General features: G+C 74.2%; 19 protein-coding genes. 6 read left to right on the top strand and 13 right to left on the bottom strand.

Annotated elements, in window-relative coordinates:
- Nucleotides 1-153 precede the first annotated feature (153 nt).
- The 3 genes from ACIOGZ_RS18215 to metF all read right to left on the bottom strand — a co-directional run bounded on the left by ACIOGZ_RS18215 (nucleotide 154) and on the right by metF (nucleotide 4,810).
- Nucleotides 154-2,394, bottom strand: coding sequence for a heavy metal translocating P-type ATPase (locus tag ACIOGZ_RS18215; RefSeq protein ID WP_400986436.1), 2,241 nt, complete (start codon nucleotides 2,392-2,394; stop codon nucleotides 154-156).
- Between the two features lie 210 nt (nucleotides 2,395-2,604).
- Nucleotides 2,605-3,768, bottom strand: a complete 1,164-nt coding sequence (locus ACIOGZ_RS18210; protein WP_363627527.1) for a permease — start codon at nucleotides 3,766-3,768, stop codon at nucleotides 2,605-2,607.
- A 103-nt stretch (nucleotides 3,769-3,871) separates the two neighbouring features.
- A complete protein-coding gene (gene metF / locus ACIOGZ_RS18205; RefSeq protein ID WP_363627526.1) occupies nucleotides 3,872-4,810 on the bottom strand; it encodes a methylenetetrahydrofolate reductase [NAD(P)H] in 939 nt (312 codons plus the stop codon).
- A 250-nt stretch (nucleotides 4,811-5,060) separates the two neighbouring features.
- Between metF and ACIOGZ_RS18200 the strand changes: the two genes are divergently transcribed.
- Nucleotides 5,061-5,393, top strand: a complete 333-nt coding sequence (locus ACIOGZ_RS18200) for a heavy-metal-associated domain-containing protein (RefSeq protein WP_400803447.1) — start codon at nucleotides 5,061-5,063, stop codon at nucleotides 5,391-5,393.
- A 96-nt stretch (nucleotides 5,394-5,489) separates the two neighbouring features.
- On the opposite strand, the gene ACIOGZ_RS18195 is transcribed toward ACIOGZ_RS18200, so the two are convergent.
- Both ACIOGZ_RS18195 and ACIOGZ_RS18190 read right to left on the bottom strand, forming a co-directional pair.
- Entirely contained in the window at nucleotides 5,490-6,032 is a 543-nt protein-coding gene (locus ACIOGZ_RS18195; RefSeq protein ID WP_363585947.1) for an MOSC domain-containing protein, read from the bottom strand.
- A gap of 64 nt (nucleotides 6,033-6,096) precedes the next feature.
- Nucleotides 6,097-6,720 carry a TetR/AcrR family transcriptional regulator gene (locus ACIOGZ_RS18190; RefSeq protein ID WP_400986435.1) on the bottom strand — a complete coding sequence of 208 codons (624 nt, stop codon included), beginning with the start codon at nucleotides 6,718-6,720 and terminating at the stop codon, nucleotides 6,097-6,099.
- Between the two features lie 105 nt (nucleotides 6,721-6,825).
- On the opposite strand from ACIOGZ_RS18190, the gene ACIOGZ_RS18185 reads away from it, so the two are divergent.
- Nucleotides 6,826-8,403 carry an FAD-dependent monooxygenase gene (locus tag ACIOGZ_RS18185; protein ID WP_400986434.1) on the top strand — a complete coding sequence of 526 codons (1,578 nt, stop codon included), beginning with the start codon at nucleotides 6,826-6,828 and terminating at the stop codon, nucleotides 8,401-8,403.
- 149 nt (nucleotides 8,404-8,552) lie between these two features.
- A complete protein-coding gene (locus tag ACIOGZ_RS18180) occupies nucleotides 8,553-9,782 on the top strand; it encodes a cytochrome P450 (RefSeq protein ID WP_363585944.1) in 1,230 nt (409 codons plus the stop codon).
- Between the two features lie 76 nt (nucleotides 9,783-9,858).
- On the opposite strand, the gene ACIOGZ_RS18175 is transcribed toward ACIOGZ_RS18180, so the two are convergent.
- Nucleotides 9,859-11,067: a Dyp-type peroxidase gene (locus tag ACIOGZ_RS18175; protein WP_400986433.1), complete on the bottom strand. Its 1,209-nt coding sequence runs from the start codon at nucleotides 11,065-11,067 to the stop codon at nucleotides 9,859-9,861.
- 31 nt (nucleotides 11,068-11,098) lie between these two features.
- Here ACIOGZ_RS18175 and ACIOGZ_RS18170 point away from each other — a divergent pair, with 31 nt between their 5' ends.
- Nucleotides 11,099-12,463: a nitrous oxide reductase family maturation protein NosD gene (locus tag ACIOGZ_RS18170; RefSeq protein ID WP_400986432.1), complete on the top strand. Its 1,365-nt coding sequence runs from the start codon at nucleotides 11,099-11,101 to the stop codon at nucleotides 12,461-12,463.
- A 42-nt stretch (nucleotides 12,464-12,505) separates the two neighbouring features.
- Here the strand turns inward: ACIOGZ_RS18170 and ACIOGZ_RS18165 are convergent, their stop codons facing one another.
- Together ACIOGZ_RS18165 and ACIOGZ_RS18160 are read right to left on the bottom strand one after the other, a co-directional pair.
- Nucleotides 12,506-13,375, bottom strand: coding sequence for a hypothetical protein (locus tag ACIOGZ_RS18165; protein WP_400986430.1), 870 nt, complete (start codon nucleotides 13,373-13,375; stop codon nucleotides 12,506-12,508).
- A 35-nt stretch (nucleotides 13,376-13,410) separates the two neighbouring features.
- Nucleotides 13,411-15,969 carry an SdrD B-like domain-containing protein gene (locus ACIOGZ_RS18160; RefSeq protein ID WP_400986429.1) on the bottom strand — a complete coding sequence of 853 codons (2,559 nt, stop codon included), beginning with the start codon at nucleotides 15,967-15,969 and terminating at the stop codon, nucleotides 13,411-13,413.
- 697 nt (nucleotides 15,970-16,666) lie between these two features.
- Here ACIOGZ_RS18160 and ACIOGZ_RS18155 point away from each other — a divergent pair.
- Nucleotides 16,667-17,041, top strand: a complete 375-nt coding sequence (locus ACIOGZ_RS18155) for a helix-turn-helix transcriptional regulator (protein WP_363585965.1) — start codon at nucleotides 16,667-16,669, stop codon at nucleotides 17,039-17,041.
- A gap of 36 nt (nucleotides 17,042-17,077) precedes the next feature.
- On the opposite strand, the gene ACIOGZ_RS18150 is transcribed toward ACIOGZ_RS18155, so the two are convergent.
- Both ACIOGZ_RS18150 and ACIOGZ_RS18145 read right to left on the bottom strand, forming a co-directional pair.
- Nucleotides 17,078-17,257: a hypothetical protein gene (locus ACIOGZ_RS18150; protein ID WP_363585939.1), complete on the bottom strand. Its 180-nt coding sequence runs from the start codon at nucleotides 17,255-17,257 to the stop codon at nucleotides 17,078-17,080.
- 39 nt (nucleotides 17,258-17,296) lie between these two features.
- Nucleotides 17,297-17,590, bottom strand: coding sequence for a helix-turn-helix transcriptional regulator (locus ACIOGZ_RS18145; RefSeq protein ID WP_363585938.1), 294 nt, complete (start codon nucleotides 17,588-17,590; stop codon nucleotides 17,297-17,299).
- Between the two features lie 217 nt (nucleotides 17,591-17,807).
- Between ACIOGZ_RS18145 and ACIOGZ_RS18140 the strand changes: the two genes are divergently transcribed.
- Complete coding sequence (locus tag ACIOGZ_RS18140) at nucleotides 17,808-18,635, top strand: aldo/keto reductase (RefSeq protein ID WP_400986427.1); 828 nt, start codon at nucleotides 17,808-17,810, stop codon at nucleotides 18,633-18,635.
- 17 nt (nucleotides 18,636-18,652) lie between these two features.
- Here the strand turns inward: ACIOGZ_RS18140 and ACIOGZ_RS18135 are convergent, their stop codons facing one another.
- From ACIOGZ_RS18135 to ACIOGZ_RS18125, 3 genes are all read right to left on the bottom strand, one after another.
- Nucleotides 18,653-19,585: an NAD-dependent epimerase/dehydratase family protein gene (locus tag ACIOGZ_RS18135; RefSeq protein ID WP_400986425.1), complete on the bottom strand. Its 933-nt coding sequence runs from the start codon at nucleotides 19,583-19,585 to the stop codon at nucleotides 18,653-18,655.
- Between the two features lie 15 nt (nucleotides 19,586-19,600).
- Nucleotides 19,601-20,950, bottom strand: coding sequence for a nucleotide sugar dehydrogenase (locus tag ACIOGZ_RS18130; protein WP_363585935.1), 1,350 nt, complete (start codon nucleotides 20,948-20,950; stop codon nucleotides 19,601-19,603).
- 87 nt (nucleotides 20,951-21,037) lie between these two features.
- Nucleotides 21,038-22,459, bottom strand: coding sequence for a N,N-dimethylformamidase beta subunit family domain-containing protein (locus ACIOGZ_RS18125; RefSeq protein ID WP_400803470.1), 1,422 nt, complete (start codon nucleotides 22,457-22,459; stop codon nucleotides 21,038-21,040).
- Nucleotides 22,460-22,475: the final 16 nt, after the last annotated feature.

The raw sequence follows: 22,475 nt of genomic DNA, 5'->3' as shown, positions 1-22,475 counted from the left end.
GCGGAGTGTCCGGCGACAGGCCGGGGTCCGGGATGCGCCGGGGCCCCGGAACCTGGTGCGGTTCCGGGGCGCCGGCGGCTCGGGCGGGTCCAGCAGGGTGGGCGGTTCGGCGTTCGGACGGTCGGCGTTCGAACGGTCAGCGTTCGAACGGGCTCAGCGGAAGCGGCGCAGCCGCAGGCTGTTGCCGACCACGAAGACCGAGGAGAAGGCCATCGCGGCCCCCGCGATCATCGGGTTGAGCATCCCGGCCGCGGCCAGCGGCAGGGCGGCGACGTTGTAGCCGAAGGCCCAGAACAGGTTGCTCTTGATGGTGGCCAGGGTCTTGCGGGAGAGCCGGATGGCGTCGGCCGCCGCCAGCAGGTCGCCGCGGACCAGGGTGAGGTCGCCGGCCTCGATCGCGGCGTCGGTGCCGGTGCCCATGGCCAGGCCCAGGTCGGCCTGGGCGAGGGCGGCCGCGTCGTTGACGCCGTCGCCGACCATCGCCACGACCCTGCCCTCGGCCTGGAGCCGCTTGACGGTCTCCACCTTGTCCTGCGGCATGACCTCGGCGATGACGTGCTCCGGGGCGATGCCGACCTCGGCCGCGACGGCCTCGGCGACCGCCCGGTTGTCGCCGGTCAGCAGCACAGGACGCAGGCCCAGCGCGCGCAGCCGGGCGATCGCCTCGGCGCTGGTCGGCTTGACCGCGTCCGCGACCTCCAGGACGGCCCGGGCCTCGCCGTCCCAGCCCACCGCGATCGCGGTCCGCCCGGCCGCCTCGGCGGCGCGCTTGGCCGCGGCCAGGCCCTCCGGCAGGTACTGCGACCAGTCGTTCAGCAGCGCCTCCCGGCCGGCGACCACCGCGTGGCCGTCGACCACGCCCTGGACGCCCAGGCCCGGTACGTTCTCGAAGCCCTCGACCGCGGGCAGCTCACCGGCCTCGGCGGCGGCGGTGGCGATCGCGGCGGCGATCGGGTGCTCGGAGGCGTGCTCCAGGGCGCCGGCCAGCCGCAGCGCCTCGGCCTCGCCGACGCCCTCGGCGGTGTGCACGGCGAGCAGGGTCATCCGGCCGGTGGTGACGGTGCCGGTCTTGTCCAGGACGATGGTGTCGACCTTGCGGGTGGACTCCAGTACTTCGGGGCCCTTGATCAGGACGCCCAGCTGGGCGCCGCGGCCGGTGCCGACCAGCAGCGCGGTCGGGGTGGCCAGGCCCAGGGCGCACGGGCAGGCGATGATCAGCACCGCGACCGCTGCCGTGAAGGCGGCGGTCCAGCCCTCGCCGGTGCCCAGCCAGTAGCCGAGGGTGGCCACCGCCAGGACGATCACGATCGGGACGAAGACGGCGGAGATCCGGTCGGCGAGGCGCTGGGCGGCGGCCTTGCCGTTCTGCGCGTCCTCGACCAGCCGGGCCATCCGGGACAGCTGGGTGTCCGCGCCGATCCGGGTGGCCTCGACGACCAGCCGGCCGCCGGCGTTGACGGTGGCGCCGGTGACCTGGTCGCCGACGGAGACCTCGACCGGTACGGACTCGCCGGTGAGCATCGAGGCGTCCACCGCCGAGGCCCCCTCGGCCACCACGCCGTCGGTGGCGATCTTCTCGCCGGGCCGCACCACGAACCGGTCGCCCACGGCCAGACCGCCGACCGGGATCCGGACCTCGGCCCCGCCGCGCAGCACGGTGACGTCCTTGGCCCCCAGTTCCAGCAGCGCCCGGAGCGCGGCGCCCGCGGTGCGCTTGGAGCGGGCCTCGAAGTAGCGGCCGGCCAGGATGAAGGCGGTGACGCCGGCCGCCGCCTCCAGGTAGATGTTCGACGGGCCGTCGCTGCGGGCGATGGTCAGCTCGAAGCCGTGCCGCATGCCCGGCATTCCGGCGTCGCCGAGGAACAGCGCCCACAGGGACCAGAGGAACGCGGCGCCGGTGCCGAGCGAGACCAGGGTGTCCATGGTCGCGGCGCCGTGCTTGAGGTTGGTCCAGGCGGCGCGGTGGAACGGCCAGGCGGCGTAGGTGACCACCGGCGCGGCCAGCACCAGCGACAGCCACTGCCAGTTGTCGAACTGCAGGGCCGGCACCATCGCCATCGCGATCACCGGCACCGCGAGCGCCACCGCCGTGACCAGCCGCTGGCGCAGCGGGGCGAGTTCGTCGGCCGACTCGGCCTGCCCGGCCGGGCCTTCGGCGGCCGGCGGCTTCGGCAGCGCGGCGCTGTAGCCGGTGGCCTCGACGGTGGCGATCAGGTCGGCGACGTCGACGCCCGCGGGGAAGGCGACCTTCGCCTTCTCGGTGGCGTAGTTGACGCTCGCCGAGACGCCGTCCATGCGGTTCAGCTTCTTCTCGATCCGGGCCGCGCACGAGGCGCAGGTCATACCGCCGATCGAGAGTTCCACCTCCGTGGAGGCGGGTGCCTGGGTGGTCATCGTTGCTCCTCGTGACAGTCGTCGTTCCGGGAACGCGCTGAGCGTCTCCGGCCCGGCCTTCATACCCTAGGGGGGTATCGGTCGGCGTCGGGTTCCTTTATACCCCCTAGGGGTACCCGAGGCAAGCATGGACCGATACCCCCGGCTGGTATTTTCCGGTCCGGCGATCCGCCCGGCCCGAAACCCCCGGGAGGTACCCGCTGCCGGGCGTCAGCGCTGGTCGTGCCGGTGCCCGTCCCCGGCCGCGGGCTCGCCGCCCATCATCCGGAGCATGGCGCGGCCGCCGGTGCGCAGGAAGCGGGCGAGCAGGGCGGCGGCGAGGAGCAGGAAGGCGATGTTCAGCCAGGTGGTGTAGTTCCACTCGATGCCCGCCATCGGGATCTCGGCCTCGCGCCGGTCGGGGACCAGGCCGAGCGCGCCGAAGAGGAACTCGACGGTGTAGCCGGCCACCACCATGGCCACGTAGAAGGTGCCGAGCAGGAACAGGGCCGTCCGGCGCCCGTAGTACTTCCGGTAGATGTTGAGGATCGGCAGGATCAGCAGGTCCGCGAAGATGAACGCGACGACCCCGCCGAAGCTGATCCCGCCCTTCCACAGCACCACCGCGAGCGGCACGTTGCCGATCGAGCAGACGAAGGACGCCATCGCCACCACCGGACCGACCAGCGGACCCCACAGCCGGCCGACGAGCGGGTGGTCGGCGAAGAAGAAGGCCTGCCAGAAGGAGTCCGGCACCCAGGCGGCGATGGCACCGGCGATGAGCAGCCCGAGGACGAGGTCCTTGAGGATGGCCGCCCACTCCATCACGAACACGTGCGACACGGCCGTGACGCCCCGCCGGGACAGCAGCCGCCGGGTGAAGGAGCCCTCCCCGGCGACGGACATGTCCATCGCCGCGTGGCCCTCCATCGAGCCGGCCAGGCCGCGTTCCGCCTGGGCGCGGGCCTCGCGCAGCAGCCGGTCACGCAGCAGCAGCCGGAAGAGCAGGGCGAGGACGAGGATCATCACCGGCCCGCCGACGAACTCGGCCGCCGTGAACTGCCAGCCGAGCAACAGGGCCAGGATGACGCCGAGTTCGACGACCAGATTGGTCGAGGCGATCTCGAAGGCCATCGCGGCGGTGAAGTCCGCGCCCTTGCGGAACAGCGAGCGGGCGAGGGCCACGGCCGCGTACGAGCAGGAGGAGGAGGCCGCGCCGAGGAGCGCGGCGACGCCGAGGGTGCGGGGGCGGTCGTCGCCGAGCAGCCGGACGACGGTGGACTTGCGGACGACGGCCTGGACGACGGCGGAGAACAGGAAGCCGAGGATCAGCGCCCAGGTGATCTCCCAGGTCATCGATCCGGCGATGGACAGCGCGTGCAGGATCGCGTGCATGGTGGGTCCGCCTTCCCTGGTGCCCCGGGTTCGCCAGCGCCGAGCACCATATACCCGTACCGGGTATCACCCCTCGCACCTCGCCGGGGGCGGCACTCCCCCGTCAGGCCGCCGCCAGCGGGGCCGGCCACGCCGGCCGGTCCAGCCCGAGGTTGCGGTGGATCTCCAGGGCCGCGGTGGAGCGGTTCAGCGTGATGAAGTGCAGGCCGGGCGCACCCTCGCGGAGCAGGCGCTCGGCCATCCGGGTGGCGTGGTCGACGCCGATGCGGTGCGCGGCCGGCCGGTCGCCGCGGGCCGCCTCCAGCCGTGCGGCCAGGCCCGCCGGGAAGGAGGCGCCGCTGAGTTCGGCGAAGCGGGCGATCTGGCGGACGTCGGTGGCCGGCATGATCTCCGGGATGACCGGGGTGTCGCAGCCGGCCTCGGCGAGCCGGTCGCGCAGCCGCAGGTAGTGCTCGACGTCGAAGAACATCTGGGTGACGGCGTAGTCGGCGCCCGCCCGGCACTTGGCGACGAAGTGCCGGATGTCGTCCGCCCAGTCCGCCGAGCGCGGGTGGCGCTCCGGGAAGGCCGCCACCCCGACCGTGAACGCGCCGCAGCCCTTGACCAGTTCGACCAGTTCGGCGGCGTGCCGCAGGCCCCGGGGGTGCGGCTGCCAGACGCCGTTCGGGTTGCCGGGCGGGTCGCCGCGCAGGGCGAGGACGTCGCGGATCCCGACGTCCGCGTAGCGGCGCAGGACGGCCTGGAGTTCGGCGGTGGAGTGGCCGACGGCGGTCAGGTGGGCCACCGGCCGCAGCGTGGTCTGGGCGGCGATCCGCTCGGTGGTCTCGATGGTGCGGTCGCGCGAGGAGCCGCCGGCGCCGTAGGTGACGGAGACGAAGGTCGGCGCGACCGCCTCCACCCGCCGGATCGCGGCCCACAGGGAGCGCTCACCGGCGTCGTCCTTGGCCGGGAAGAACTCGAAGGAGTACGTCCGCTCGCCGGCCGCCAGGATCTCGCGCAGTCCGCGCGGCCCGCGCGCTCCGGGTCGGGTGGTGTGGTCCATGGGGTGTCACCTCGGGTGATGGGATCGGCCGCCTGCCGGCGCCGGCCGCCGGGATGCGGGCGGCCGCTTCCACCCTGCCGGAAGGGCGCAACGAGAGTGCCACAAGGATCGGTTGACGATCGGTCGAGTCCGTTCGCGGCCGTCGCGGGCGCCGCCCTCAATTACCCCTGGGGGGTATGGTACGTTCTCCAGGCGAAGCGGCCGGCCGCACCCGCGGCCGGCGCCGGGCACTGATGACAGGAGCACCCCCATGTCCGAGACCACCGCCACCGTCGAGTCCCCCGCCACCGAGACCGCCGCCGAGACCACCGCCTCCTGCTGCGGCTCCTGCGGCACCGGCGCCACCGAGGCCCCCGCCACCGGGACCGCCGGGCGGGCCGTCTTCCAGGTGAAGGGCATGACCTGCGGCCATTGCGTCACCTCGGTGACCGCCGAACTGCGGAAGATCGACGGCATCACCGACGTCGCCGTGGACCTCGCCACCGGCAAGGTCACCGTCGACAGCACCCTGCCGCTCGCCGACGAGGCCGTCGCCGCCGCCGTGGACGAGGCCGGCTACGACCTGGTCGGCCGCCTCGGCTAGGCCCTGTCGGCCGAACGCCCCCGGCGGCAGGGCCGTCGGGGGCGTTCGGTGTACGGGGCGGGGGTATGCCTGGCGGGATGCGGGCCGGGCAGCCGGTCAGACCCGGTCGAGCGGGCGGTGCGGGCCGGGCGGCAGCTCCACCGAGATCGCGTCGCCGGGAAGGACCGGTCCGCCCGCGCGCACGATGGTCATGATGCCGGCCCGGCGGACGACGGCGCCGTTCTCGTCACGCCCGACGACCTGCTTCAACAGCCCCTGCCGGTAGGCGTCGATCTGCCGGCACGGATTGCGCAGGCCGGTGACCTCCAGCACCGCCTCGGGGCCGATCCGCAGCACCGCGCCGACCGGCAGGCCGAGCAGGTCGAGGCCCCGGGTGGTGATGTTCTCGCCGAGCGCGCCCGGCGCCACCGCGAAGCCCGACTCGCCGAGTTCGGTGAGGAGCTCCTCGTGGATGAGGTGGACCTGGCGCAGGTTGGGCTGGTCCGGGTCCTGGGCGACCCTCGAACGGTGCTTGACCGTCACCCCGGCGTGCACGTCCCCCTCCACCCCGAGCCCGGCGAGCAGCACGATGCCGTCACGGTTCGGCTTGGTGAACGAGTACTCGGCGCTGCTGCTGACCGCCACCACGCTGCCGCTCATGCGCGGACCCCTTTCGCGTACGGATGTTCGACCGGCTCCGAGCATAGGACCCCGGCCTCGCGGGTCAGCCCGCGGAGGGCGCCCTGAGCAGCGGCAGGACGACCTCGTCGAGGATCTCGTCGACGACGTGGTCGGGCGGGACGCCGCCGCCGAGCAGGGCGGCCTCGCGCAGGAGGTCGAGCGGGAGGGAGCAGGTGCGGGGGGTGAGCCGCGCGGGGTTGATCTCGCCCCGGTCGGCGGCGCGGCGCAGCATCGCCGTCAGGCCGCCCACCGGCCCCTGGGAGACCAGCCCGCGGAAGTGCTCGCGCAGTTCGGGGTCGCGCATCAGGTCGACCAGGAGGCCGTGCACGGCGTCCTGCGGCAGGTCGTCGAAGCGGTGCAGCAGCCTGCGCAGGAAGAGCGAGAGGTCGGCCCGCAGTTCGCCGGTGTCGGGCGGCTCCCGGTAGTCGGGGGCGTTGCGGCCGAGGGCGGCGACGACCAGCGCGGCGCGGTTGGGCCAGCGGCGGTAGAGCACCGGTTTGCTGGTCCGGGCGCGGGCGGCGACACCGTCCATGGTGAGCCGGTCGTAGCCGTGGTCGGCGAGTTCGGCCCAGACGGCGTCGAGGATCGCCTGTTCCAGTTCGTCGCCGCGCCGGCGGGAGGCCCTGCCGCCCGCCGGTCCGTCCTCCGTTGTGCTGCCGGTCGTCACCGAGGTCCGCACCCATCCCTGTAGATACGTTGCGTTTCTTATCGGGCCGAGTCTACAGTCGAGATTAAGAAACGCTTCGTATCTTATGTCGAGGAGGGGCCCGCCATGAGCACTGCCCGTACGACCGACGTCCTCGTGGTCGGCGCCGGCCCGGTCGGACTGACGCTCGCCGTCGGACTGGCCCGCGCGGGAGTCGACTGCCGGATCATCGAACGGGACCCGGCCCTCCGCGACCGCGGCGTCCGCGGCAAGGGCGTCAACCCCCGGACGCTGGAGGTGTTCGACGACCTCGGCGTGGCCGGCGAGATCCTCGCCCGCGGCGACCTCAACCTCAAGATCCGCAGCTACCGGGGCGACCGGCTCCGCCACGAGGTCGACCCGGCACCCGCCAACGCCCCGACCCCCGACCGCCCCTACGGCGGCCTGCTGATGCTCGCCCAGCACCACACCGAGGCCGTGCTGCGCGACCGGCTCGCCGACTACGGCGTCAGGGTCGAACTGGACACCGGGCTCGTCGACCACACCCAGGACGGGGACGGCGTCCTCGCCATCGTCCAGCACGGGGAGCGCGCCGGGGCCGCCACCGAGCGGATCGCCGCCCGCTACCTGGTCGGCTGCGACGGCGGCCGCAGCACCGTCCGCAAACTCGCGGGCATCCCGTTCCTCGGCGAGACCTGGGAGGAGGAGCGCTTCCTGATGGCCACGATGCGCCTGGACGGGTTCGCGCCGGACGCCCTGCACGTCTGGGACGACCCCCGGTTCGGCGTCGGCGCCCTGGTACTGGTCCCGCTGCGCCAGGACGACACCTGGGCCGTCCACGCCTCCGTCACCCCCGACGGGCACGGGCGGCTGCCCGCCCCCACCCTGGACACCTTCCGGCAGCTGTTCGCCGAACGGGCCGGCCTGCCCGGCGCCCGGCTGCACGAGCCGACCTGGTCCACCGTCTGGCGGCCGACCGTACGCATGGTCGAGCGCTACCGCGAGGGCCGGGTGTTCCTCGCCGGGGACTCCGCCCACTGTCAGTCCGCGGCCGGCGGCCAGGGCATGAACACCGGCATCCAGGACGCGCACAACCTCGGCTGGAAGCTGGCGGCGGCGCTGCGCGGCGCCCCCGACCCGCTCCTCGACAGCTACCAGGCCGAACGGCTGCCCGTCGCCCGCGCCGTCCTGGCCGCCTCCTCCGCCCAGCACCGGGCACTGTTCAGCGGCGACGGCGGGGCCCGGGCCCTGACCGACCAGCTCCTCAGCCTGGCCAACTCGGCCGGCGCCGACCTCACCGGGCTGTCCGTCCACTACCGGGGCGGGCCGCTCGGCCGCGACCTGGACGACGCCACCGGCATCCGCGCCGGGGACCGCGCCCCGGACGCGCCCTGCGCCACCGCCGACGGCGCCCCCACCCGCCTGTTCGACCTCTTCCGCGGCCCGCACGCCACCCTGCTGGCCTTCGGCGAGCACCCCGCCCTGACCGCCCTGCCCGACCTCCCGGGCGTGCACCGGGCCGGCGTCCTCGACCCCGGCGGCCACGCCCGCCGCGCCTACGGGATCGACGGCGACGCCGTCGTACTGGTCCGCCCCGACGGCCACGTCGGGCTCACCGCGGGGGCGGTCGACCCGGCCGCGCTCACCGCCCACCTGCGCGACCTCGGGCTGGCCGACCGACGGACCGGCCCACTGACGGGCTGACGGGCCGGGCCCGGTGAAACCCTGACCGGGGGAGGTGGAATCGCTACCATCGGGACCAACTGGACAAGCAGCAGCGGAATCCAACGATCTACGTAAATAAGACAGTTGGATTCTCATCCCGCGCCGGACCGCCGACCCCGAAGGGACCCATGTCCACCGCCGCACCCGCCCTCCCCCCGTTGCACCGACTCCCCGTCACCCCCGCCCAGCCGCCCCACCCCACCACCCTCCCCGACGGCACCCCCGCCTGGCTGGTCACCCGCTACCACGACGTCCGCCAGACCCTCACCGACCCCCGCTTCACCCGCGGCGACCTGGCCACCGTCGGCACCCCCGGCGGCGGCGCCGACGTCTCCAGCAACCCGGCGTCGATGTTCAACCAGGACGGGCCGGAACACCGCCGGCTGCGCAGCACCGTCCAACGGGCCTTCACCGCGCGCGCCATCGCCGGCTGGCAGCCCTGGGTCGCGGAGAGCGTCCAGCAGGCCGTCGACGCCCTCGCGGCCGGCGGCACCCCCGCCGACCTGGTCACCGCCTTCACCCGGCCGGTGCCCTTCGCCGTCACCAGCCGCCTGATGGGGCTCGACGGCGACGGCCCGGACCGCCTCGACGAGCAACGGCTCCGCCGCTGGACCAGGGCGATCCTCGCCGACGGCACCCCGGACGACGGCGGCACCCCGGACGACAGTGGCGACGCGGCGGACGGCACCCTGGACCCGGCCGAGGCGCTCGCCGAATACGCCGCCTACACCGGCGAGTTGATCGCCCGCCGCCGCCACCACCCCGGCGAGGACCTGGTCAGCCGCCTCGTCCAGGCCGCCGACCAGGACGGCGGCGTCCCCGAGGAATCACTCGTCTACCTGGTCTGCGGGCTCACCGCCAGCGGCAACGAGAGCGTCACCGGCGCCCTCGGCAACGCCCTCGTCTACCTGCTCGGCGAACGCCCCGAGCAGTGGCCCCGACTCGCCGATCCCGACACCACCGAACGCGTCACCGAACGACTCCTCCACTTCATCCCGCTCGGCGACGACGAGGCCACCACCCGGCGCGCCACCGAACCGGTCGACCTCGGCGGCGTCCGGATCCCCGCCGGCGCCGTCCTCGCCGTCAGCCTCGGCAGCGCCAACCGCGACACCGCCGTCTTCCCCGAGGGCCTCGACGCCGGCCTCGACCACCCGCTGCCCGCCCCGACCCTCGCCTTCAGCGCCGGCCCCCACTACTGCCTCGGCGCCTGGCGGATGCGCCTGGAAATGCGCGAATCCCTCCGCCGCCTCGCCGCCGCCCTCCCGGGCCTGCGCCTCACCACCCCCGTCGACCGGCTCACCTGGCAACTCGGCACCACCACCCGCAGCCCCGCCCACCTGCCGGTCACCTGGTAGCCGGGGGCGCCGGGCCGCCCGCAGCGAGCAGCCCGCGCCGGCCCCCGGGCCGTCGCGGGCAAGCCCCTGCTCCCCCTCAGCCCCAGAGCTGCTCGCCCAGGGTGGCGCCCTCGGGGGCGCCAGGGAGGACGTAGGCGACGGCGGAGGCCTGGTGCTGGACGAACGGGTTGAGGGCGTCGCGGGTGGCGAGGCGGGTCTGGACGCGGGTGAACTGGGCGGGGTCGCGCATGAAGGCGCAGAAGAGCAGGCCGCGGTCGTCCGGGCCGTCGTCGTAGCTGTAGCCGCGGCGGAGCATGCGCGCGCCGCCGTCGAGGCGGGGGCTGCTGAGCCGGACGTGGGCGGTGGCGGGGATGACGTAGGAGCCGTCCGGGTTCTTGGCGTAGACGTCCGGTTCGTCGTGTTCGGCGCTGCCGGTGAGCGGGGCGCCGTCGCCCGCACGGCGGCCGATGACCAGGTCGCGCCGGTCCGCGGGGAGGGCCGCGAAGGCGGCGACGTCCATCCGGATCCGCCGGTAGACCAGGACGGTGCCGTTCTCGTGCGCCCCCGCCGGACCCCAGACCCACTGCCGGGCGGTCGACTCGTCGGGGTTGGCGGTGCCGTCCTTGAAGCCGAACAGGTTGCGGGCGGTGGTGCCCGGGGCGGTGGCGGGCAGAAAGCCGGACTGGGTCCAGCGGGGCGTGGCCCCGGCGGCGCGGGCGGCGGTGGTGGCGAGTTCGGCGACGACGGTCAGCGTCCAGCGGTCGGCGCCGCAGAGTTGGAGGAGGACGTCGCCGCCGCCGCGCGCCGGGTCGAGGCGGTCGCCGGCGAAGGCCGGCAGGTCGGCGAGCGCGGTCGGGACGTTCAGGCCGAGCCGGGCGGCGAGGTCGGGGCCGACGCCCACCAGGCTGGTGAGCCGGGCCGGTTCGGCGCCCTGGAGCCGCAGGTCCGGCGAGCTCCCGGCGGTCGCGGCGGCCAGCAGCCGGGTGAGGTCCGCGAGCAGGCCGCGCAGGGCGTCCCGGCCGCCGGCGGTGGTCGCGGGTGCGAGGTCGAAGGCCAGCAGCTGGGTGGCGGGTTGCGGCGGTGTGGTCACGCCGGCCTGGCGGGGGCCGTGGAAGAGGGGTGCCGGTCCGGGTGGCGGGGCCGCCGGGTGCGGCGCGGCGCCTTCGTGGCCGCCGTGCGCCAACGCCTGGACGCCGGCGCCGAGTCCGGCGGCGAGCACCGCTCCGGCCGCGAGCAGCGCCCTCCGCTCCACACCGGATCCGGCGGCTTCCGTCTGTTTCCGCACTTTTCCGGTTTCGGCATGCATGGGCGACATTGGAGACGATAGAACACCTCTCATGCAAATCCCGATGATGCGTCAACTCACCCACCGACCCTCACCTGCACGTGCGACGAGACCGCTGCGACGGCTGTCCGCGGCGCTGCTCGCCGCCACCCTGGCGCTGGCCGGCTGCGCGGCATCGGGCTCCTCCTCCGACGAGGCGCGCCATCCGGCCGGTACGGTCGTCCAGGTCCCGGAGGACTTCCCGACCGTGCAGCAGGCCGTGGACGTCGCGCGCGAGGGCGACACGGTGCTGGTCCACCCGGGCGTGTACCCGGAGAGCGTCCGGATCACCAAGCCGCGCATCGTCCTGCGCGGGACGGACCGCAACGGCGTCGTCCTCGACGGCGGGGTGCGGCTCGTCAACGGCATCACCGTCACCGGCGCCGGCTCGGTGGTGGAGAACCTCACCGTGCACGGCTACCTCGCCAACGGCGTCCTGTTCACCGGCGTCACCGACGAGCACCTGCAACGGCACGGCGCCGGCGGCTCCGCGTACGACCCGCTCGACACCAACCGCTTCCCGCCCGTCCAGGGCTTCCGGGCCTCCCGGGTGACGGCGTACGACAACGGCCTGTACGGCATCTACGCCTTCGACGCGCGCGGCGGCGTGATCGAGGACTCCTACGCCTCCGGGCAGGCCGACTCCGGGATCTACGTCGGCCAGTGCAAGCCCTGCGACACCCTCGTGCACGGCAACACCGTGGACCGCAACGCGGTCGGCATCGAGCTGACCAACGCCTCCGACGGGCTCAGCATCCTCGGCAACCGGGTGGTCGGCAACCGGGTCGGCGTGACGGTGAACTCCAACGACCTGGAATCCCTCGCCCCGCAGCACGGCGCGGTGATCGCCGGGAACGTGATCGCCGACAACAACGCCGCCGACACCCCGGAGCAGGCGGACGGCGGCTTCGGCATCGGCCTCGGGATCGGCGGCGGCACCGCGAACCAGGTGCTGCGCAACCTCGTCCAGGGGAACCGCGCCGCCGGGGTCATCGTCACCGACCCGCCCGGGCACCCGGCGAGCGGCAACCGCGTCGAGGGCAACCGCGCCACGGGCAACGGCGTCGACCTCGTGCTGGCCTCCACCGACCCCGGCAACTGCTTCACCGGCAACACGCCCGACACCCAGAGCCCGGAGCAGTTGGAGGGCCTGGCGGCGTGCGGGGCGCAGGGCCGCGGCCCGCTCCCCGGCGGCCGGCCCGCCACCGTCATGGCGCCGCCCGGCGTGCCGTTCCACCAGGTGCGGGCCCCGGACGCGCAGCCCTCCCTGCCCGACCCGTCGGCGCCGGGCCGGCCGGCGACGGACCTTCCGGGGCCCGTCGACCCGGACCGCTACGCCCTGCCCACGGACACCGCCGCCGTGCCGCAACCCCGGTGAGCCCGGGCCCCGGTGAGCCGCAGCCCCGGCGGCCCCGGGGCCTCACCCGGCGGCCCACGGCGCCTCCGGCATCCGCACGCCGTCCTGCCGCCCGGTGAGGTCGACGGTCGTCGGGGTGCCCAGGCCGGACATCCGCATGGTGACCCGGCGCAGCGCGCCGGCGCCGTCGACCCAGTAGGTCAGCGGCGACGGCCCGCCGTCCGGGGCTGCGCCCTGGGCGCGCGGGCCCGAGAAGCGGTCGTAGTCGCGGCCGTCGATGCGGTCCCGGCCGAGCAGGCGCGCCCCGGACTGGGCGAGCAGCAGCGGGTTGTCCGGCCGGTCCGCGCCGAGGCGGACCAGCAGGCCGAGCCCGGCGTCCAGCGGGTCCGCCGTGTAGGAGCGCGGCGACCAGCCGGAGCGGGGGACGTGCTCGGCCTGCTCCCAGGCGGGGCCGGAGCCGGCCGGCTCCGGGGCCAGCCCGAGGCCGTCGCCGTCCCAGATGATCAGGCCGTGGTCGAGCTGACCCGAGGCCCCGGAGACCTGGTAGCGGCCCACTCCCCGGCGGGTGCGGTAGTCCACCACCCCCTCCACCCGGATCTGCACGCCGCCGCCCTCCGCCGCGGTGAGCACCACCGCCGCCGGGCTGGCCTGGTACAGCGTCAGCCGGGACAGCGCCAGCCGGGACGCCTCGTCCATGGTCACCGCCCGTTCCTCCGGTTCGCCCCAGGCCGTCACCCCGAGGACCGTGGCCCCGGCGACCACCACCGCGCCGACCACCCCGACGAGCAGGCGCAACCGCGCCCTCTTCCCGATCTTCCTGCGGGCCATCTGGCAGCCCTCCTCCTTGTCATCACCGTCGTGCTCGTCGTCGCCGTCATGCTCGTCGTCACCGTCGTGCGAACGAGCGGCGGGCGGGCCCGTGGCATGACTCACGCCACGGGCCCGCCCCTCCTCACCGCTTCCTATTCCTACTGGTGCCGCGCCCTGCGCTTACGGGCGACGAGGACCAGCGCACCGCCGGACGCCACCAGCACCGCGCCGCCGACGATCCCCAGCGGCACCAGGGCACTGGCGCCGGTGCTGGGCAGCTGTCCCCCGGGCGGGGGCAGCGGGTTCGCCGTCGACGGGCTCGGCGACTCCGTCGGCCCCGGCGGCGTGGTCCGCTCCGGCGTGCTCGGCGAACTCGACGGGCTCGGCGGGCTCGACGAGTTGGTCGGCGTCGGGGTCGGCGTCGGGGTGGGCAGCAGCCGGTTGACCGCCGTCACCGAGACACCGTCCGCGAGGTTGTCGGAGGTCAGCGCCAGCGGGCCGAACACGGTGGTGTCCGGAGCCGCGTAGCCGTCGGGCGGGCTGAGCTCCTGCCAGTAGTACGTCCCCGGCACCCCGGCGCCCTGGCAGAGGCCGTCGGCGCCGGTCGTGCAGGGGCCGCCCACCGCCGTGTCGGGCTTGTCACCGCCGGTCTGCAACCCGTCGGTGCCGTTGGTGTCGTGCCACAGCTGGAACTTCGCCCCCGCCAGCGGCTTGCCGTCCTGGTCGTGCTTGACCAGGCGCAGCGCGCCCTCCTGCTGCCGGAACCCGAAGTCGAAGGTGTGGTCGTTCTCGCCCGGCCCGCCGGTGGTCAGCGCCCGCTCGGGGAACTTCGTACCGGGCGGCACCAGGCCCTTGGAATCGATGAAGTGGTTGTCGCCGACGTCCGCGTCGGTGGGCACCCACTGGTAGAGCGGCCCGCCCTTGGCGTAGTCCGCCGGGTTGTCGAGCCGGATCGTGTACTTGGTCCTCGGCTTGAGACCGCCGGTGACGTTCGAGTCGTCGAAGTAGTACTCGCCGCGCTTCGTCGTCTTCGTCGTGCCGACCAGCTTGCCCGACTCGTCGTAGAGGTGGACGGTCGCGCCCTCGACGGGGCGCTGGCCCGGGTTCTGGATGCCCTTGCGCTCGGGGTCGTACCAGACCCGGTTGCCGATCTGCAGCGGCGCCTGGTCGCAGAGCACCTCCAGGTCGCCCATCGAGGCGCCCTTGCCGAACGGCGCGATCGTCCCGGCCGGGTTGAGCCGGAAACCGAACTGCGGGTCCTGCTGGCCGTTCGCCCGCTGGAGGAACGACGTGCCGTACCCGAGAGCGGTGTGGTTGGGGTCGAAGGCGGAGACCGCGACGGTGCTCTCGACCTTGGACAGCGCCATGCCGGCGAACGCCGTGTTGCGGTGGCCTCCCCAGGTCGTGTCGAAGAACCGGGTGCCCCGGGGGGCGAGCCCGCACCCGTTGTTGGTGTCCATCACGTACGTGCCGTTCGCCCGGCAGGCCTTGTTCAGGTCCCCGCCGGACATGACGACGGCGACGAAGCCCGGCACCGGGGCGCCCGGCGCGCGGTCGCTGAAGCGGTCGCGGAAGGCCAGCAGCATCGAGCCGTCGGTCTCGAACGTGATCTCGCCCAACTCGGGCTCGGGCTTGGCGATGGTGGCGCTGCCGCACGGGCGGCCGTTCTGCGTGGTCGGGTAGGTGCTCGTCCACGGGAACCAGCCCGCACCGTCGCACGGGCCCGAACCGACGGTGGACTGGCGCGGGTAGTCCAGCGGCTGGTCCAGCACCGGCTTGCCGAACACGCCGGTGGCGAGGTCGAAGGGCAGGACCACCGCGCGCAGGTCGGTGAGCTTGCCGGTGGACTCGCCGGAGCACACTCCGCCGAGGTAGCCGGTGCCGTCCTGGAGGCCGAGGCCGAACGGACGCCAGTCCCCCGCCGCCGGGCAGCCCGGGTCGGGGATCGGGTAGGAGGCCGTCGGGCTCCCGGCGGCCGGCAGGGTGGCGTTGTAGCGGTAGAGCCTGCGGTCGTTGAGGTTGACGACGAACAGGTCCTTGCCGTCGTCGGTGATCTTGATGCCGCCGAGGCTCTCCTTGCCCGGCGTGTCGAGGAAGGCGTCGTCGGTACCGCCGCCGTGGGCCGTCGAGCCCGCGTTCGGGACGGTGGTGAACAGCGTCGTCTTCTTCTGCGCGATGTCGGTGACGTAGACCGCCCCGGCACCGCCCGGGCCGTAGTCGGTGGTGCGCTTGGCCACCGCCGAGGAGAACAACCGCCGGTCGGCCTTGTTCCAGGCGATGCCGTACAGCGTGCCGGTATCGGCGTTGGTGGCGAGGTTCGTGGCGGTCACGCCTTCGCCGTCCTGGCCACGCGCGCTGTACGGGAAGGAGACCAGCGTGCGCTGGGCCCCGCCCTCGCGGTCCATCGGCTGGCAGGTCGTGACCAGCGGGGCGTTCTTCTGGCAGTAGTCACCGGGGTTCCAGAGCCCGGTGGTGTACGCCACGTTCTTGCCGCCCGAGAGGTCGACGAACTCCTCGTTGCTGCTCAGCTGGGTCGGCGCGCCGTCCAGCCCCTGCCGCGAGGCGAACGCCGGGAACAGCACCCCGGGCTTCGGATTCACCACCTGCACCCGGTACTTGCCCCCGGACGGCTTGGCCGTCGCCGGGGCCAGCGTGACCGTCCCGTCGGCCGCCGTCACCCCCTCGATCGCGACCCCGGCGTCATCCGTGAGCGTCACTTTCACGCCCGCGAGCCCTGGCTCCAGGGCTGGTGTCCACACTCCACTGGTGTCCACCGCCCGGATCACCCGGACGGTCACCGTCCCGTCGCCGGGTTGTGGAAAAGCCGCCGGCGCCGTCACCAGCGCTGCGGCGGACAGTCCCACCGTCAGCGCCGCGACCTGCGCGGCGCACCTCGTTCGCTTCCTCGTTCGTCCCAATGTCCCGCTCTCATCATCGACGGGTTATCACACCCGGGCCGATCAGGAGTTCATCAGCAGACCGGCAATCTAATATATCCGCAAGGGAATTGACGAAAGTTCATGTGCACGCGCGACAAGAGCGGCACACCCACTCCACCACCAGTTCGAATCTGGACCCGTTCGTCCGATACCGGCCGCCCTGCTCGAAAACAGCGCCTTTGACCGGAATTCGTCCGGACAAGGCGGTGGGGTGCGGAGGCGGGGCGCGGGGACAGCGCAGGGCAGGGCAGGGCGCAGGAACGGGGGTGCGGGGACAGTGCAGGGCAGGGCGCAGGAACGGGGGTGCGGGAGCGGGGGCGCGGGAGCGGACGGGGCGGGGAGGCGGCCCGGGGCGGCGGCCGGCGCACGCCTCCGCGCGACCCTGTCGGACCGGGCGGGTAGCGTGGCAGACGTGCCCCAGGTGTCCCGACTCCCCCTACCCGACCTCGCCCGGCTGCGGCGGGCCCGCGACCGGATGGACCGCGACTACGCCCAGCCACTGGACGTGCCGGCGCTGGCGCACACCGCACTGATGTCGCCGGGCCACTTCTCCCGCAGCTTCCGCGCCGCCTTCGGCGAGACCCCGTACGGCTACCTCATGACCCGCCGGATCGAGCGGGCCAAGGCACTGCTGCGGCGCGGCGACCTGAGCGTGACGGAGGTCTGCATGGCGGTCGGCTGCACCTCGCTGGGCTCGTTCAGCTCGCGGTTCACCCAGCTGGTCGGCGAGACCCCCAGCGCGTACCGGGCCCGGGACCACGACCACGCCGCCGCCCTCCCGGCCTGCGTCGCCAAGGTCCACACCCGGCCGACCAGGACCGGGGAGACGGGCGACCCCACCGGCCCGTAGCGCGGCTCCGGCCGGGCTCGGCAGTGGCCCCGGCCCCTACCGCCGGCCCTGCTCGGGCCGGTCGTCCGCGTCCGGGTCCGGGGGCAGGCCCACCTCCTCGCGGTCCTCCTCGGTGCGCTCGTCGAGCTCCTCCTCGTCGGGCCGCCGGGGCAGACCGCGCCCGTGCCCGGTGTCCGGGTCGCCTTCGACGTCCTTGTTGGACTTGTGGTGCGACATGGCGCCTCCTCGCCCCCGATTCCGCCGGTACCTTCCCACTCAAACGCGCGCCCCGGGCCCCCGCAAGCCGGGGCCGCGATCACGGGGCGCCGCGCCCGGCCCCTCGGGGAACGCCGTCGACTCGAACGCCGCCGACTCGAACTGCGCCCGCTGGTCGGCGTCCAGCCGCAGCACGTCCACGAGCAGCCGCACCGTCTCCCGCCGGGGCCGCAGCGCCCCGCCCCGTTCCAGGTTGCGCACCGCGCGAACACTCAGCGTGGCGAGATCGGCCAGTTGCTGCTGGGTCAGGCCCCGGTGCTTCCGGTGTCCGTGCAGCATGTCGCCAAATCGCATCTTTCCCGACCTTTCCCTGTCCGCGTCAGCCGGCTGCTCTAGCCTTCGTAACGCGACCGGGGAACCGTCGGGTTCAGCGGCGAACCCGCGCGCGCTTCGGGCGGCACAACGAATCTGACCGTCCGTCACCACCCGGGCGGTCTTCCTCGGAGCGGCCTGCGGCGACACACTCGAAGGGCAAGCCGCCGCCGTACCCCGGAACGGAAAGGCCCGCCCCGTGCAACGCCTCGTCCTCAACAACGGCTCCGCCGTCCCGCGCGTCGGCCTCGGTGTCTGGCCGCTGACCGACGACCAGGCCTACACGGCCGTCACCCACGCGCTGGAGGCCGGCTACCGCCGCATCGACACCGCCCGGGTCTACCGCAACGAGGAGGGCGTCGGCCGGGCCGTCCGCGACGTCGGCATCCCCCGGCCGGAGGTCTTCCTCACCACCAAGCTGGGGAACGCCGACCAGGGCTACGACCGCACCCTCCGCGCGTTCGACGCGAGCGTGCGCAGCCTGGGCACCGACTACGTGGACCTCTACCTGATCCACTGGCCCCTCCCCCGGCAGGACCGGTACGTCGAGTCGTACCGGGCCCTGGAGCTGCTGCACGCCGAGGGGCGCGCCAGGGCGGTCGGCGTCTCCAACTTCACCGCCGCGACGCTCGGACGGCTGCTGGCGGAGACCGGCGTCGTCCCGGCCGTCAACCAGATCGAGCTGCACCCCTACCTCCCCCAGGAGCGGATGCGCACGCTCGCCGCCGAGCACTCCATCGCCACCGAGGCGTGGAGCCCGCTCGCCCAGGGCGGCCGGCTGCTCGCCGAGCCCGCCCTCGCCCGGATCGCCGACCGGTACGGGAAGACGCCGGCCCAGGTGGTCATCCGCTGGCACCTCCAGCTCGGCAACCTGGTGATCCCCCGCTCCGCGACCCCGGCCCGGATCAGGGAGAACATCGGCGTCTTCGACTTCGCCCTGGGCCCGGAGGACCTGTCCGCCATCGCCGCCCTCGCCGACGGGGGCCGGATCGGCCCCGACCCGGACACCTTCGACCACCGGGGCTGACCAGGGGCACGGGGGCCTCAGGCCCTGCCGCGGAACCACCCGACGGTCTGTTCCAGGCCCTCGCGCAGGGTGGTCGGCTCGACCTCGGGGAACAGGGTGCGCAGCCGGGTGTTGTCCGCCTGGGAGTGCCGGACGTCTCCGGGGCGGGCCGCGGTGTGCTGCGGGTGCAGGGTCGTCCCGGTGGCGAGTTCGAGTTCGGCGATCAGGTCCAGCAGGGAGGTGCGGGTGCCGTAGGCGAGGTTCACCGGTTCGGGGTCGGCGACGGTGCGCAGCGCTGCCCGGGCGAGGATGCGGCAGACGGTGGCGACGTACGTGAAGTCGCGGGTCTGGCCGCCGTCGCCGTGCACCACCAGGGGCCGGCCGGTGGTCGCGGCGCTGATCCAGGCCGGCACCACGGCGGCGTAGGCGTGCCCGGCGGGCTGCCGGGGCCCGTAGACGTTGAAGAAGCGGAACGGGAGGACCGGCAGGCCGTAGGAGTGGTGGTAGGCGCTCAGGTACGCCTCGCCCGCGAGTTTGCTCGCGGCGTACGGGCTCATCGGAGCCGGGAGCAGGCCTTCGTGTTTGGGCAGGCGCGGGTTCGCGCCGTAGACGGAGGACGAGGAGGCGGCGATCACCTGCACGCCGCCCGCCCGTCGGGCGGCTTCCAGGACGGACAGCGTGCCGGTGGCGTTGGCGTGGTGGCTGGCGACGGGGTCGTTCACCGACCGGGGTACCGACGGGAGCGCCGCCAGGTGCACGATCGCGTCGATGCCGTGGAACGCGCGGTCCAGGAGGGCGGCGTCCAGGACGCTGCCTTCGAGGAAGTGGACGGCGAGTGGGGCGAGGTTGTCCTTGGAGCCGGTGGACAGGTCGTCCACGATCCGGACTTCGGACACCTGCGAGCACTCGGCCAGGGTGTGGGCGAGGTTGCTGCCGATGAATCCGGCGCCGCCGGTGATCGCGATCTTCATGCCGGTCCCTCCCTGTCAGAGGATGTCGATGTTGTCGCCGCTGAGGCGTCGGCGGCAGTCCAGGACGTACGTGGAGCAGGCGGCGATGGTGTCGTAGTCGAACGCGTCGTGGTCCGTGAGCAGCACCACCGAGTCGGCGGCGGCGAGTTCACCGGGGGTGGCGGCCACCATCCGTACGCCGTCGAGCGCGTCGGCGGGTGCGGGCAGCGGGTGGACGACGTGCGGGTCCGCCGCGTGCACCTGCGCGCCCATCGCGAGGAGCAGTTCGGCGACGCGGGCGGAGGGGGTCTCGCGCGCGTCGCTGGTGTTGGCCTTGTAGGAGAGGCCGAGCAGCAGGACCCGGGAGCCTTCGACGGTCTTGCCGCGCCGGGCGAGGGCGTCGACGAGTCGGCGCACGACGTAGTCGGGCATGTGGCTGTTGACGTCGTTGGCGAGTTCGACGAACCGGAAGGTGCGGCCGGCCGTGCGCTCCGCCCACCAGGACAGGTACGACGGGTCGATCGGCAGGCAGTGCCCGCCCACGCCCGGGCCGGGGACGAAGCGCAGGTAGCCGTACGGCTTGGTGCTGGCGGCGTCGATCGCCTCCCACACGTCGACACCCAACTCGTGGGCGAACATGGCGAGTTCGTTCACCAGGGCGATGTTGACGTGGCGGAAGGTGTTCTCCAGGAGCTTGGTCAGCTCGGCGGTGCGGCAGGTGGTGACCGGTACGACGGCGTCGACGATCGAACCGTAGAACGCCTGGACGCGCTCCAGGGACGTCCGGTTCACCCCGGAGACCACCTTGGGCGTGTTCTCCAGGCGCCAGCGCGGGTTCCCCGGGTCGATCCGCTCGGGGCTGTAGCCCAGGTGGAAGTCCCGGCCGGCCACCAGCCCGGACATCTCCTCCAGGATCGGCCCGACCAGTTCCTCGGTCGTGCCCGGGTAGGTGGTCGACTCCAGGACGACCATCGCGCCCGGCCGGAGCAGCACGCCCAGCGTGCGGGCCGACTCGGCGACGTGCGAGAGGTCCGGCAGTCCCTCGCGCAGCGGGGTGGGGACGGTGATCACCGCGATGTCGAAGCCGCCGCAGTCCGCCGGGTCGGTGCTGGCGCGGTAGGCCCCGGAGGCGAGCAGCGGAGCCAGGCGCGCGGAGGGGACGTCCAGGACGTACGACTCTCCCGCGCGCAGCTGCCCGACCCGTTGCTTGTCCACGTCGAAGCCGACGACGCGGTGGCCGGCCTGCGCCGCGCGGACCGCCAGGGGCAGCCCCACGTAGCCCTGGCCGACGACGACCACCCGGCTGGGAGGCGTCGACGGGACGGACGGTGCGCGAGCGCTCAGGCGGTGCGCCGCGGCGTCGCCGGTGTCCTGCCGTGCGGGCATACACGTTCCCCTCCGGGCGAAACCGCCCCAGTTGTATCGGCATGCGCAAGACCACTGCCCGGCGGGGCGGCGGGTGCCGTCCGGGCCTCAGGACAGCAGGGTGACGACGTTGCGGGTGATGGCGCGCACCTGCGGGTCGAGGGGCAGGAGGCGGGCCCAGTCGGTGGTGGCGGCGGTGAACACCGTGCCGCCCCTGGTGTACAGGCCGAAGGTCGCGGCCCGGCCCGGGTCCGGGTCCTCGCGGGCGGCGAACTGCCAGCCGGCGGCCGGGTCCGTGGGCAGGTCGGCGACCCCCAGGATGGTGAAGCCGGCGGGCGTGCCGTCCGCTCCGGTCGCCACCGCCCGGTGGGCGGCGTCGCGGCGGTGGGCGGCGCCGTCGCACTCGTAGCCCACCAGGGCGTGTCCGGCGCCGAGGACGTCGCCGTCCCGCAGTCCGGTGCCCGCGAAGACCGGGTGGTCGGTGTGCTGGACGGTGAAGCCCAGCGGCGCCCGGCGGCCCGCCCAGTGGCCGCCGCCGCTGCGGTAGCTGACGCCCGTCAGCGCGTTCTCCGGGTCCGACTCCCACCAGTGGCCGGGGGAACCGCGCAGTCGGTCGACGTCGACGTCCCGGACGCCGGGCGGGTACTTGGCGCAGCGCAGGGCGGCGCCGTCGCCGCTCACCGTCACCCGCCACCAGCAGGTGTTCGCCCCGAACAGCGCGAAGTTGCCGCCCCGGTCGCGGAAGGCGGTGACGTTGCGGCGGACGTCCTCGCTCCAGTACTCGTCGTGGCCGGCGGAGATCAACAGCCGGTAGCCGTCGGTGAGTCGGGGTGACTCGTGCAGGTCGAGGTCGGTGCAGTAGTCGGCCGCGAAGCCGGCGGCCTCGAACCAGGCGATGAACGGGGCGTCCCAGTGCGCGAAGGTCTGCCGGGGGGTGCGCGGGTCGTGGGCGTCCGGGTGGCCCTTGACCGGGCCGCCGATGCCGCCGCCCGGGCGGCGCAGGCTGACGGTCCTGGTGCCGGCGCGCAGCGCGGCCTCGTCGTGGTGGAGGGGGCCGTACAGGCATCCGCCGCCACTTCGGTTGTAGGCGTGGTAGGTGAAGACCGGCACCTTGTAGAGGATGCGCGACGTCCGGGCGGGTTCCCGGGGCCGCACCACGAACAGGATCCGGGAGCGGCGCGCGTCCAGGGCCTCGGCGCCGGGCGGCGCCGGGTCCGCGGGCGCGGTCGTCGCGGGGCTCAGCACGGCGATGTACACCCCGGAGGGCCAGTCCGCGGGAATGGTGACGTCGTGGCCGGGCCAGCGCCAGTCCTGGTCGTGCCGCCCGGGCGGCGCGTACCGCCCCGGCCCCTGGACGGAGCCCAGGTGGCGGATGCGGGCGCCGCAGCGGAAGAAGTCGGCCCGGAACCGGGCCGCGCGGGTCGACACGTGCAGCCGCAGGGTGTCCCCGGCCCGCACGCTCGGCCGGGCCGGGTATCCGTCGACGGCCGGTCCGGCGGCGGACGCGGCCTCGCGCTGCGCTTGGGGCATGCGGTTCTCCAACCGG

This window comes from Kitasatospora sp. NPDC088160, assembly GCF_044741445.1.
Classification (GTDB): Bacteria; Actinomycetota; Actinomycetes; order Streptomycetales; family Streptomycetaceae; genus Kitasatospora.
The sequence above is the reverse complement of the archived record's forward strand: the minus strand, read 5'-3'. Positions and strand labels throughout refer to the sequence as shown.

Bases quoted from the DNA above. Each gene is read 5' to 3' on its own strand.
- ACIOGZ_RS18170 (WP_400986432.1), top strand. From the start codon at position 11,099: ATGCAAATCCCGATGATGCGTCAACTCACCCACCGACCCTCACCTGCA.
- ACIOGZ_RS18150 (WP_363585939.1), bottom strand. From the start codon at position 17,257: ATGTCGCACCACAAGTCCAACAAGGACGTCGAAGGCGACCCGGACACC.
- metF (WP_363627526.1), bottom strand. From the start codon at position 4,810: ATGGACCACACCACCCGACCCGGAGCGCGCGGGCCGCGCGGACTGCGC.
- ACIOGZ_RS18155 (WP_363585965.1), top strand. From the start codon at position 16,667: ATGGACCGCGACTACGCCCAGCCACTGGACGTGCCGGCGCTGGCGCAC.
- ACIOGZ_RS18210 (WP_363627527.1), bottom strand. From the start codon at position 3,768: ATGCACGCGATCCTGCACGCGCTGTCCATCGCCGGATCGATGACCTGG.
- ACIOGZ_RS18195 (WP_363585947.1), bottom strand. From the start codon at position 6,032: ATGAGCGGCAGCGTGGTGGCGGTCAGCAGCAGCGCCGAGTACTCGTTC.
- ACIOGZ_RS18175 (WP_400986433.1), bottom strand. From the start codon at position 11,067: ATGCATGCCGAAACCGGAAAAGTGCGGAAACAGACGGAAGCCGCCGGA.
- ACIOGZ_RS18180 (WP_363585944.1), top strand. From the start codon at position 8,553: ATGTCCACCGCCGCACCCGCCCTCCCCCCGTTGCACCGACTCCCCGTC.
- ACIOGZ_RS18130 (WP_363585935.1), bottom strand. From the start codon at position 20,950: ATGCCCGCACGGCAGGACACCGGCGACGCCGCGGCGCACCGCCTGAGC.
- ACIOGZ_RS18200 (WP_400803447.1), top strand. From the start codon at position 5,061: ATGTCCGAGACCACCGCCACCGTCGAGTCCCCCGCCACCGAGACCGCC.
- ACIOGZ_RS18145 (WP_363585938.1), bottom strand. From the start codon at position 17,590: ATGCGATTTGGCGACATGCTGCACGGACACCGGAAGCACCGGGGCCTG.
- ACIOGZ_RS18135 (WP_400986425.1), bottom strand. From the start codon at position 19,585: ATGAAGATCGCGATCACCGGCGGCGCCGGATTCATCGGCAGCAACCTC.
- ACIOGZ_RS18215 (WP_400986436.1), bottom strand. From the start codon at position 2,394: ATGACCACCCAGGCACCCGCCTCCACGGAGGTGGAACTCTCGATCGGC.
- ACIOGZ_RS18185 (WP_400986434.1), top strand. From the start codon at position 6,826: ATGAGCACTGCCCGTACGACCGACGTCCTCGTGGTCGGCGCCGGCCCG.
- ACIOGZ_RS18125 (WP_400803470.1), bottom strand. From the start codon at position 22,459: ATGCCCCAAGCGCAGCGCGAGGCCGCGTCCGCCGCCGGACCGGCCGTC.